At 42.4% G+C, this 12,363-nt stretch carries 9 protein-coding genes; 7 read left to right on the forward strand and 2 right to left on the reverse strand.

Annotated features, from left to right (window positions below; all coding sequences use genetic code 11):
* The first annotated feature begins 178 nt into the window (after positions 1–178).
* From QS795_RS01735 to QS795_RS01745, 3 genes are all read left to right on the forward strand, one after another.
* Positions 179–919, forward strand: coding sequence for an N-acetylmuramoyl-L-alanine amidase-like domain-containing protein (locus tag QS795_RS01735; protein WP_286271042.1), 741 nt, complete (start codon positions 179–181; stop codon positions 917–919).
* A 412-nt stretch (positions 920–1,331) separates the two neighbouring features.
* The gene (locus tag QS795_RS01740; protein ID WP_286271044.1) at positions 1,332–1,610 is read left to right on the forward strand and encodes a helix-turn-helix domain-containing protein; all 279 of its coding nucleotides are present in this window, start codon (positions 1,332–1,334) and stop codon (positions 1,608–1,610) included.
* Positions 1,611–1,937: 327 nt separating this feature from the next.
* Positions 1,938–2,825, forward strand: a complete 888-nt coding sequence (locus tag QS795_RS01745; RefSeq protein ID WP_154638679.1) for an N-acetylmuramoyl-L-alanine amidase — start codon at positions 1,938–1,940, stop codon at positions 2,823–2,825.
* Between the two features lie 56 nt (positions 2,826–2,881).
* Here the strand turns inward: QS795_RS01745 and iclR are convergent, their stop codons facing one another.
* A complete protein-coding gene (gene iclR / locus QS795_RS01750; protein WP_036955435.1) occupies positions 2,882–3,712 on the reverse strand; it encodes a glyoxylate bypass operon transcriptional repressor IclR in 831 nt (276 codons plus the stop codon).
* Between the two features lie 261 nt (positions 3,713–3,973).
* On the opposite strand from iclR, the gene metH reads away from it, so the two are divergent.
* The 4 genes from metH to QS795_RS01770 all read left to right on the forward strand — a co-directional run bounded on the left by metH (position 3,974) and on the right by QS795_RS01770 (position 10,683).
* Positions 3,974–7,657 (forward strand): methionine synthase, encoded by a 3,684-nt coding sequence (metH, locus tag QS795_RS01755; RefSeq protein WP_318626780.1) that lies wholly within the window; start codon positions 3,974–3,976, stop codon positions 7,655–7,657.
* A 90-nt stretch (positions 7,658–7,747) separates the two neighbouring features.
* Positions 7,748–8,335, forward strand: coding sequence for a hypothetical protein (locus tag QS795_RS01760; RefSeq protein WP_154601994.1), 588 nt, complete (start codon positions 7,748–7,750; stop codon positions 8,333–8,335).
* A 195-nt stretch (positions 8,336–8,530) separates the two neighbouring features.
* Positions 8,531–10,087: a tetratricopeptide repeat protein gene (locus tag QS795_RS01765; RefSeq protein ID WP_154601995.1), complete on the forward strand. Its 1,557-nt coding sequence runs from the start codon at positions 8,531–8,533 to the stop codon at positions 10,085–10,087.
* A gap of 350 nt (positions 10,088–10,437) precedes the next feature.
* Positions 10,438–10,683: a hypothetical protein gene (locus tag QS795_RS01770; RefSeq protein WP_154601996.1), complete on the forward strand. Its 246-nt coding sequence runs from the start codon at positions 10,438–10,440 to the stop codon at positions 10,681–10,683.
* 66 nt (positions 10,684–10,749) lie between these two features.
* Here QS795_RS01770 and lysC read toward each other — a convergent pair whose 3' ends face one another.
* On the reverse strand, positions 10,750–12,117 hold the full coding sequence (gene lysC, locus QS795_RS01775; RefSeq protein ID WP_036955418.1) for a lysine-sensitive aspartokinase 3: 1,368 nt from the start codon (positions 12,115–12,117) through the stop codon (positions 10,750–10,752).
* Positions 12,118–12,363: the final 246 nt, after the last annotated feature.

A 12,363-nucleotide genomic window follows, 5' to 3' on the forward strand; every position in this document is an offset into this window, starting at 1 on the left:
ATCTGTGATCTGAATCAAGAAGAGGATCGGGGAGTAATCGTGACCATTTCAGCCTAACAGAATGATAAATAATAACTATAATGAGTTGGTCAATGGCATTGAGATAAAAATCAAGTAGGGAAATATGGCTGGGTTGAAAAAACGGAATTCGCTTGGGTGGCTGTTAGGTGTTTTTTGGTTGTGCTCAAGCAGCGTTCAAGCGACAGAAGTGCCTGAAGTGGTTTTAACCACAGGATCTTACAGCGTATTAGAGAAGGCGATTTCAGCTAGTCAAGGTAGTTATGCTGAGCAAAAAATGGCGAATGCAACCGCCACTTTGTTGGGTACTCCCTACAATAATCGCACTTTAAATATGGATGCATTCTCAACGGAACGGTTAATCATTGACTTAAAAGCCGTTGATTGCATGACATTCATTGAGTATAGCGAAGCCTTTAAATATGCGGATGATGCTGAACAATTTACCTCATATTTAGAGAAAGTACGCTATGTCGATGCAAAAGTCGCATTTAATCAACGTCGTCATTTCTTTTCGGATTGGGCAGAAGGGGATCATAAAGTGGTCTCTGATATAACAGCTCAATTGAGCCCCCACACTATTTTTGTTAATAAACAACTGAATAAAAAAAGTAACGGTGATCCTATTATTGCTACGATTAAAATAACACCAAGAGTGATTGGTTATATCCCAACTCGATTTATTGATAGAAAATTACTGAAGCAGTTAAAAACAGGGGATTACATTGGTATTTATTCCCCTGCATCAGGATTGGATGTCACCCATGTGGGTATTGTTATTAGAGATGGCGAAAAAGTGATATTTCGCCATGCTTCTTCGCAACGAAAAAATTTACGGGTAATGGATGTCGAACTATTTTCTTATCTTCAAGGAAAAAGTGGAATTATGGTATTTAGATAAAGCTGGCTTGAAAGTTAAGCCCGCTAATTACTTATTTTTTAATGCTGATTACGTATGACATTATTTTAAATAAATTTCAATTTTTAAAATAAAATTAAAACGTAAGTACAAGTGATTTTTAGTTACCAATTATTTCCATAACTATTTAAATTGTAAAACATTATTAAATTAGAGATGTTTTAATAATAGTTTCACAAGGTTAAAACAACGAGTGACATTAAAAAATATTTTTATAAAGCAATGGATTACAACTAAGAATAGTAAAGGTTAAAAATTAAAATCATAATGGCACCTTAAATTCCTATCAATAATAGTTAATTCGATTGTTTTTATCTATTTTAAAAAAAACAGATTGTTTTTATAATGCCCGTTAATGTTTGATTGAGTTCTTTATATTGAGGTGAGTATGTACATGTCAGAAAAACAAAATATTTATGCTTTGCTTGGCAATCATCTTCGTAAAGCTAGAGTACGTAAAGGGTTATCAGGTCAGGAGTTAGCGGCTATTATTCAACTTAGTCAGCAGCAGGTATCTCGATATGAACTGGGTGTGAATAAGCTGAGTTTAGATAAATTAATCGAGATTGCTATTTTACTTGAAATTGATATTCATGAAATTACCACTATGATTGCGCGTCAATTTGAGAAAGAGAGAGTTAATTCTAGTGAGGTGGCACTAGCGAGTTTTTAATTTATTTTCACTTCCCTTAAAGTTTTATAGATTAAAAAAATTATAATGATTAAATGATTTTAATTATTAATGCTATCTTCAATGTAATAATTAAATGTCATGAATCTGATGATTCTGCTTTTAAATGATAAAAGCAGATAACGATTAAATTCGATTAGTTTTCTTTATAAAATTATTCATATTCTGCTTTTTTTGATTCATTTAATTTACTCTTTTTTTATATTTGCTCATATTTAAGACGATTCTTTACGAAAAGTTCTCATGGTTTTATCGAGGGCGGTGTGCTTAAATGTGCGACAATTCAACATGGAAAAAGGGCAGTTTTAAATGGCTAGGGCAATATGGATATTTGTCATATTCCTACTTGTCGGTTGTTCAACGACACCTTCAAAAACGGGCTACTATCTCGATCAGAGTTACCCGTCACAGAATACCAGTGAGCGTATTCAATTTATTGTTCTGCATTACACTGTTTCTGATGATGCCCACTCAATTAAAATATTAACGAAAGGAAAGGTGAGTTCCCACTACCTCATTCCTAGTCAACCTGCACAAAAAAATGGTCAGCCTGTTATTTTACAACTCGTTCCTGAGCGTTTGAAAGCGTGGCACGCAGGGGATAGCCGCTGGCAATATCATCATGGACTTAATGATAGCTCGATTGGTATTGAAATCGTTAATGAAGGTTTGGTGAGAAAAAATGGTCAAGATATCTGGCCGCCTTTTAATGACTCACAGATAGATGCGTTGATCCCGCTATTGAAAGACATCATGCAACGTTATGACATTCCGCCTGAAAATGTTATTGGTCATAGTGATATCGCACCACTGCGTAAGCAAGATCCGGGACGTGCATTTCCGTGGCAATCATTAGCGCTGCACGGGATTGGTGCTTGGCCTGACCCACAAACCGTCAATAAGTATTTAGCTGGGCGACAAATTAATGCACCTGTCAGTGTATTAAACCTACAAAAAGCATTGAAGTTTTATGGCTATGCGGGGATCCCACTGACAGGAAAATTAGATAAAGAAACGAAGCAGACGTTGCGTGCATTCCAAATGCATTATCGTCCACGGGATATTGATGGGAGGGCAGATGCGGAAACGGAAGCTATCGCTTTAGCTTTGATTGAAAAATATCGCAATATGCCGAAATTCAAACAATCTTTGAAATCGAATAAATCGGAAAGCGTATCCGGTCAACAGGGTGATTAACCCGTCAGTAACATGATTAATTGAAGAAGTGCGGGGAGATCCCGCACTTTTACTTGCTAGCGATTAGCGCCATATTCATGGCTGATTTCTTTAGCGGCTTTGATCACCATCGCTCCCAACTCAGTTACCCGATCATCGGTGATCCGTGAAAGTGGCCCAGAAATTGAGATCGCAGCAAATGCCTCTTTATGCTCATCATAAATACAGGCGCCAATACATCTTAACCCCAGAGCATGTTCTTCATCATCATAAGAAAACCCTTGTTTTTTAGCTTGTTGCAGATTTTCTTTCAATGCGGATGGGTTAGTTAATGTATGCGGTGTATAGGCATGTAAGCCTTTTTTGCCAAGTAATGGAATTAGCTGTTCTTCAGGCAAATTGGCAATAAACGCCTTTCCTGCACCCGATGCATGTAATGGCAGTTTCCCGCCAATCGGAGCAGACATGCGCATTAGTGCATTACATTGTACTTGGTCAACAATCACAGCGTCATATTCCGTGTGATCTAAAATCGCTAAATTAACGGTTTCGCCAGATTCTTCCATCAAACGGCGTAATATCGGATGGACAAGGGCTAATAAATTACGACTTTCAAGGAAGCTACTGCCGATGATAAAGGCATGAGAAGCGATGACCCACAGCCCGAGATCCCCTGTCTGGCGCACAAAACCGTGCTGCTCTAGGGTCATTAATAAGCGGTGAGTTGTGGAATTAGGTAAACCAGCTTGAAGGGCTAAATCGGTGAGGGCGATCCCTCCGGTCGATTCAGAAATGTATTCCAAAAGCGTCAGTCCACGGCTTAAGGATTGAACTTGTCCGGCAGCCGTAGCGCCACTCGCAGGTCCTTTTGCCTTCTTTATTTTTTTAGTAATGGGTGTAGCCGCCATCAAGTGTCTCCTGACAGGAATGAATATTCGTTTCTATTATGAATGATTTCATTCAAAAATACTCATCGGATCAGCAAAAAGTCGATCTTTGGCAACCTGAAAAACTCTCATCATAACGACGAATTTTCTCTTCTGAAGTTATGGTAGGATGTGATTCATACAAATTTAGTTTAGTTTCAATTCATTGACGTTTTAGCTGTGTGAAGTCACAGCATGGGGCCGATTAAGCCGAGGGATTATCATTTTCAGGAGGACAGTGCAGTGTCCAGCAAGAAAAACCAATTAGAACAACAATTAAAAAATAGAATTCTCGTCCTAGATGGTGCGATGGGAACGATGATCCAACGCCATAAACTCTCTGAAGAGCAGTTTCGCGGCGCGCGTTTTGCAGATTGGCCAAGTGATTTGAAAGGCAATAATGACTTACTTGTGCTCACCCAGCCCGAGATTATTCGCGATATCCATAGCCAATATTTTGCAGCAGGGGCGGATATTGTTGAAACCAATACATTTAACTCCACCACCATTGCGATGGCGGATTATAAAATGGAAGCCCTTTCTGCACAAATCAATGAAACCGCAGCTCGCCTTGCTCGTGAATGTGCCGATGAGTGGACACGTAAAACCCCAGAAAAACCGCGTTATGTGGCTGGGGTCTTGGGACCAACAAACCGTACGGCATCGATCTCCCCTGATGTGAATGATCCGGCTTATCGCAACGTCACGTTTGATCTGCTGGTGGACGCGTATCGCGAATCCACACGATCGCTGATTAAAGGTGGTGTCGATCTGATCATGATCGAAACTATCTTTGACACATTAAATGCAAAAGCGGCAATTTTTGCTGTAGAAACTGAATTTGAAGCCCTTGGGATCCATTTACCAGTGATGATCTCAGGGACTATCACTGATGCCTCGGGACGCACCTTATCGGGACAAACCACGGAAGCATTTTATAACTCATTGCGTCACTCTCAGCCGCTATCATTCGGGCTTAACTGCGCACTGGGGCCTGACGAACTTCGTCAATATATCGCTGAATTATCTCGTATTTCAGAGTGCTATGTTAGCGCCCACCCCAATGCAGGATTACCGAATGCATTCGGTGAATACGATCTTGATGCCCAAAATATGGCGCAGCAGATCCGCGAATGGGCGGAAGCTGGCTTTTTAAATATCGTCGGTGGATGCTGTGGTACCACGCCACTTCATATCCAAAAAATGGCGCAAGCCGTTGAGGGGCTTAAACCTCGCCAGTTGCCAAAATTGCCAGTGGAATGTCGTTTATCCGGTTTAGAGCCGCTGAATATTAGTGCGCAGTCTCTGTTTGTGAACGTGGGAGAGCGTACTAACGTCACAGGCTCAGCAAAATTCAAGCGTTTAATTAAAGAAGAAAATTACCAAGAAGCCCTTGATATCGCTCGCCAACAAGTGGAAAACGGCGCGCAGATCATCGACATCAATATGGATGAGGGAATGCTAGATTCTCACGCGGCGATGGTGCGTTTTCTGAATTTGATCGCGGGGGAGCCGGATATTGCACGGGTACCTATTATGATCGATTCCTCGAAATGGGATGTGATTGAAAAAGGCCTGAAATGCATCCAAGGCAAAGGGATCGTCAACTCCATCTCAATGAAAGAGGGAGTTGATGCCTTTATTGAACACGCCAAATTAGTCCGTAAATATGGCGCGGCAATGGTGGTAATGGCGTTCGATGAAGTGGGGCAAGCAGATACCCGCGAGCGTAAAATCGAAATTTGCCGCCGTGCATACCAAATATTGACGGAAACGGTCGGTTTCCCGCCTGAAGATATTATTTTTGACCCGAACATTTTTGCGGTTGCTACGGGGATTGAAGAACACAATAACTATGCCATTGATTTTATTGAAGTCTGTAAGGATATTAAAGATCAACTGCCCCATGCATTGATCTCCGGCGGGGTATCAAACGTCTCTTTCTCATTCCGAGGCAATGATCCGGTACGTGAAGCCATTCACGCGGTTTTCCTGTACCACGCGATCCGCAATGGCATGGATATGGGGATCGTCAATGCGGGACAATTGGCCATTTATGACGATCTTCCTGCTGAACTCAAAAACGCGGTAGAAGATGTGATCCTCAATCGCCGAGAAGACGGTACTGAAAAGCTACTGGAACTGGCTGAAAAATACCGTGGAACAGGGGGACAAGAGCAGCAAGTTCAACAAGCGGAATGGCGCAGTTGGGAAGTGGAAAAACGGCTGGAATACTCGCTAGTGAAAGGGATCACGGAATTTATTATCCAAGATACGGAAGAGACCCGCCAACGCGCATCAAGCCCTATCGAAGTGATCGAAGGCCCGTTAATGAACGGCATGAATGTGGTGGGCGACCTATTTGGTGAAGGAAAAATGTTCCTGCCCCAAGTGGTGAAATCCGCTCGCGTGATGAAGCAAGCTGTGGCGTACTTGGAGCCGTACATTCAAGAACTCAAACAATCAGGAAGCAGCGCAGGTAAAGTATTATTAGCGACGGTGAAAGGGGATGTGCACGACATTGGCAAAAATATCGTGGGCGTCGTTTTGCAGTGTAATAACTATGAAATCATTGATTTAGGCGTCATGGTGCCATGTGAAACGATCCTGAAAACCGCTCGTGAACAAAACGTCGATATTATCGGTTTATCGGGTCTGATTACGCCGTCATTGGATGAGATGGTGCATGTGGCAAAAGAGATGGAGCGACAAGGGTTTACCTTACCGTTATTGATCGGTGGCGCAACCACTTCGAAAGCTCACACCGCTGTGAAAATCGAGCAAAACTATTCAGGACCTACGGTCTATGTGCAGAACGCATCCCGTACGGTGGGTGTCGTCGCCGCATTACTTTCAGCAACCCAAAAAGCCGAGTTTGTAGCCCGAACGCGTCGTGAATATGACACGGTTCGCTTGCAACATGGGCGCAAAAAGCCAAGAACCCCACCCGTCACATTAGAAGCTGCTCGCGCTAATGGGGTGAATATTGATTGGCAACAGTACCAGCCGCCAGTCCCTAAATTCTTAGGCGTTCAAGAGGTGGCGGCTTCCATTAAAACATTGCGTGAGTATATCGATTGGACACCATTCTTTATGACATGGTCATTAGCAGGTAAATATCCGCGAATTCTGGAAGATGAAGTGGTCGGGGAAGAGGCGCGCAAATTGTTGGCTGATGCCAATGCGATGCTTGACACGCTGGATAGCCAAAAATTACTGACGCCAAAAGGAATTTTTGGGATTTTCCCTGCAAACCGTGTGGTGGATGATGTGGAAATCTATCGCTCCTCTGCTCGGGATGAAGTCCAAGCGATTTCACTGAATTTACGCCAGCAAACGTTGAAAACCGATTTTCCTAACTACTGTTTATCCGATTTTGTGGCGCCGAAAGAGAGTGGTAAAGCGGACTATATCGGTGCATTTGCGGTTACTGGCGGGTTAGAAGAGGATGAGTTGGCTGAGCAGTATGAAAATGCCCACGATGATTATAATAAAATCATGGTGAAAGCCTTGGCTGATCGCTTAGCAGAAGCCTTTGCAGAATATTTGCATCAACAAGTCAGAACCCAGTATTGGGGCTACGCACAGGATGAAGCGCTGAGCAACGAAGAGTTGATCCGTGAAAATTATCAAGGCATTCGCCCTGCGCCGGGTTATGCCGCTTGTCCTGAACACACAGAAAAGGAAAAAATCTGGCAACTCCTGAATGTGGAAGACAAAATTGGTATGAAACTGACCAGCTCTTACGCTATGTGGCCGGGAGCCTCGGTGTCGGGTTGGTACTTTAGTCACCCCGATAGTAAATATTTTGCGGTGGCGCAGGTGCAAAAAGATCAAATTGAAGATTATGCTAAACGCAAAGGAATGACTGTCGCAGAATTAGAACGCTGGTTAGCACCGAACCTCGGCTATGATCCAGAAGATTGATTTGATCCAGAAGATTGATTTGATCCAGAAGATTGATTTTTCAGTTATTCGCCTCCATCTTATAGGCAGGAAATCTATTGGGAGCAAATGATGAGCTATGAATTTATAATTGAAGGAAAACTGCCGTCCTCGGTAGTTTATCCTTATCAGATCCAAAATAGCGCCGCACCAGACACGTTTATGATGAGCGAAGATGCGGTGAGTGCCATGATGAGTATTTTGCAAATCATGGACAAATTGGATACTGAAGATTCATTGACGGAACATTGCTTTAACCAAATTTGGTTAAGAAGCGAGTTAACGCCAGCAAGAGCAGAAGAAATTTATCTGTTCTTGGAAAACCAAGAGCGGGTTGAGCCGATCCCTTCACAAGAAGAAATCGACGCGTTTTATCAAGCCCAACAAGCGGAAGATAAGTTACTCTCTAAAGAAAGTACCAAAGAAGGTATGGTTCCGGTTCATAAATTTGCGACCAATGATGGCTGGTTAATTACAGCGAAAGAGAGTGAATTAATTGCCGAGGTATTTTCAGAAGAATTAGTGGGTGAAAACCATTTTGTGGTTTCCCAAATATCGACGCTATGCAAAATTAGTCATCAAAAATTGGAATTGATTTTAATTGAGTGGGGTAAGTTTAATTTATTTGCCAGTAAGCATGGTGGATATCGCGTTAATTAATTTTCCGCATTAAGACAATTTAATTATTAAGCAGAGGGTGATTAGCTCGTTTTGTAACCAATTACGATAATCACCCAAATTATTTTCTTAAAAATTCACTTCATTTGGTTATTTTCTGCTTATAGTCCTTATGATTTTTGTATGGGAATGATATCTTATATAGCAGTGGTCAATGCCAAGCTGTGAGTAAATGTCATGAAATTACCCTCTCTCTTATTTAGTTTCTGCATTATCTGTGCCCCTTATGTGCAAGCAGAGCCAATAGAGTCGGGTTCGTTTCATAACCAGCCAACCAAAGCGGCTGCTAATCAATCTTCTACCCCAAATATCACCCCTGTAGTTTTAACGCCTCAGGCGGATTCTGCTTTAGTTGAACCTTTACCTAAAGCCCTTGAAGTGACTGAGCCAAGCAACCTTCCAACCGATTTCCAAAGTAGCATTAAAGAGGCTAATGCGGGCAAAGTTGATGCCATGATTGATGTGGGTGTCGCGTATTTGGATGGCACAGATTTTCTCGATGCTGATGAAAATAAAGCCTATTACTGGTTTAAGAAAGCTTCCGATTTAAATAGTAATGATGGTGATTACTACATCGGTATGCTGGCGCAGCGCAAAAAAGATTATGAGCAAGCGGGTAACTGGTACCGTAAATGCGCCGAAAAAGGCGATGCATATTGCCAATATGCGATGGGCTATTTATTTGAGCGTGGTTTAGGCGTCGAAAAAGACTATAAACAAGCACGTGCTTGGTATTATGAGGCTGCAGAGCAAGAGCAGGAATATGCACAGTTTGCCATTGGGCTGTTTTACCATGATGGGCTTGGTGGTGATATTGACTACAATAAAGCTTTTACATGGTATGAGCGCAGTGCACGTAATGGCGTAGCCTCTGCCGTGAACAACTTAGCCGTGATGTATGAAAATGGCGAAGGCATGGAAAAAGATGAGGACACGGCGATTTACCTGTATCGCCAAGCTGCGAATATGGGCTCCCCAGTTGCACAAAAAAACATGGGGGACTTTTACAGTAAAGGTCATCCGCTCGTTGAGCAAAATAACTACCAAGCCGTTTACTGGTATAAACGCGCGGCAAACCAAGGTGAATTTTCAGCTCAATATGCATTAGCGCAAGCGTATGAGACAGGCGATGGCGTTGGGCAAGACCTGAGCGAAGCCTTCAAGTGGTACCAAATGGCTGCGGATAATGAATCTGCTGAAGCCGCCATGAAAGTGGCTGAGTATTATGAAAAAGGTCTTGGCGGTGTTAAGCCTGATATGGCCAAAGCGACCCAGTGGTATATCGAATTAGCCGATTCAGATATTGTCGATGCACAATTAAAGTTAGCGAATTTATACCTGGCGGGTCAGTTGAAGGATGTTGAGATCCAGCAGATTGTGAAGTGGCTGGAAGTCACGAAAGAAGACAATATGGACGCAAAAAACCAGTTAGCCATTTTCTACCTGACTGGAACTGGAGTTCAACAAGATAGCCAAAAAGCACGAGAGCTTTTGGAGTCTGCGGCATTCAAAGAAAACAGTGATGCGCAAAATAACCTCGGCGTGATGTATGCTCGAGGAGAAGGCGGTAGTAAAAATATTTTTCGCGCTATTATGTGGTTTGAGCGTGCAGATAAATTGGGTAATGTGACCGCAAAAAATAACTTAGCATTATTGCAAAAAGACCATAATGCAAAAGCGAATATGCTGCAATATACAGAAAGTGTAAAAGATTCATTACCTTCTAGAAAATGAGTTAATAAAAAGATCCATTCCATTTTATTTCAAAGCCAATAACCTTATTAATATTATTGGCTTTTAATCATCAATGTCTATTTCGATTTTTATCATATTTACAAATATCATTTTGATATTCTTAGGAATTACTTTAATTGCACTTTTTCTTATCTACTTTTGAATAGAAACTACGTATATCTACACCATAAAATTTATCAATCTTTGTGAATTAGGAAGCTATTTTTATTTAGCTAAATAATGAAGTATAGTTCTATTAACTGGTTCTTTGTTGAGTCTTTGTTGTAAATCTCTCCATTAGATTAGAACGAGTTTAGTTGTTTTTTGAGTATGAAAAAATGAGGTGTCAAATGAGCACTTATTGTTTTTTTATTAAATCCGACGAAGTTGTTGCGTTAGAGATGAAGGAAACCCAAAAAGCGTCAGAGTTGCTGAGTGCGGGTTATCAGAAGCAGTTTGAAGAGATAGAGGCGAATAGCAAAGAATTAGCGTTAGCGCGCTTTGCGGATATTCGCGGAGAAGAGCTAAAAAGCACCTATGCTTTTGCGGGTGAGTCGACGTTTAGTGGGCTGATTACTTCTTTCCTAAGTCGTTAAATTTATATTTATTAGCAAGTCAAACGGGCAATCAAAAGATTGCCCGTTATCGTTTCTGGCTCGCTATCACTCAAAAAGATTATTGTGCAGCGTGCGAACAATCTCTTCCGCGTCGTTACCCGGCACAAGCAGACAAATATTATGGCTGCTAGCACCGTAACTGATCATGCGAATATTAAAGGATTCCAGTGCGCCGAAAATCTGTTTTCCGAGCCCGTTCACTTGTGATAGTTGGTTGCCAATAATCGCCACTAGAGCAAGGTTTTCTTCCACTTCTACGCGGCACAGCGCGGATAATTCGGTCATTAAGGCATTAGTTAGTAAGCTACCATTAGTGCCTGTTGAGCCCGTTGTATCTAATGTCAGTGCGACACTCACTTCCGATGTGGTGATCAAATCCACGGAAATATTATGGCGCAGCAAGATAGTAAAAATCTCTGCTAGGAAACCACGCGCATGCAGCATTTTCAAACTGTGCAGCGTCAGTAACGTTTGTTTGCGGCGTAGTGCGAGCGCTCTAAATTGCGGTGGGTTTTCCGTTTGGTCACTGACAATTGTTCCGCCTGCTTCTGGCGCTTTACTAGAACCGACGAATACTGGGATCCCCGCACGTACTGCGGGTAATAACGTGGCTGGATGCAGAATTTTGGCGCCGAACGTCGCCATTTCAGCCGCTTCATCAAAGGCGATTTCATCGATTTTTTGGGCATTCGGCACCACGCGAGGGTCGGTAGTGTAAATACCAGGTACATCCGTCCAAATATCCACGCGGGATAGGTTCAATACTTCAGCCAGTAAGGCCGCGGTATAGTCACTTCCTCCGCGTCCTAGTGTGGTGGTGCGACCTTTGGCATCACGACCAATAAACCCTTGAGTGATAACAATTGACTCGGCTAAGCGTGGAAGTAACTGCTGCTGTGCGAGCACTTGTAGCTGTTCAAGATCCGGCTCAGCGCGCCCAAAGCTTTCATTGGTTCTCATCACTTTACGGACATCAAACCACTGTGAGGATGCTCCACGTTGACGCAACACTTCCACAAACAGTAATGTGGACATAATCTCGCCGTGACTGACCATTTCGTCCGTTAAGGCATCGGAAGTGGCCAGAGAGGCTGAATCGGCTAAATGGGCAATATTCTCAAGTAGACGGTCGATTTCTTCGCGGATCACGTTCGCAGTTTGCAGGTGTTCGATAATGTCATATTGAGTTTGTTTGACTCTTTGCAGTAGCTCGTTGCGTTTATCAGTGTCACAGCCTTCAGCGAGTTCAATGAGTAAGTTGGTGATCCCCGCACTTGCGGAAAGCACAACCACACGAACTTGATCATTTGCCAGTACGATGTCTGCACTTTTATTCATGGCGTCGAAGTTAGCGACGCTTGTGCCACCGAATTTTGCGATAACAAACTGATTACTGCCAGCTACTGTATTCATTTTCCAATCCCTTTAATTAAACCGCCTATCTTTAAATAATGCATTAACCCAAAATAATTCCTGCGGCGCTGGCCGAATGAGGCACTACATCAACAGCTTGAAATACGTTGGAGTAATAGATTTATCGACTTTGGCACGTATCGTCAATAATGAATCGAGGTAAATCAGTAATTCTAATGATGGGCAAATGATTATCGGTTTTCCCAATACCTTTTCTTTTTTAATCCTTTTGGGGATGAGATGACA

The organism is Providencia zhijiangensis, assembly GCF_030315915.2.
GTDB classification, from domain to species: Bacteria; Pseudomonadota; Gammaproteobacteria; order Enterobacterales; family Enterobacteriaceae; genus Providencia; species Providencia zhijiangensis.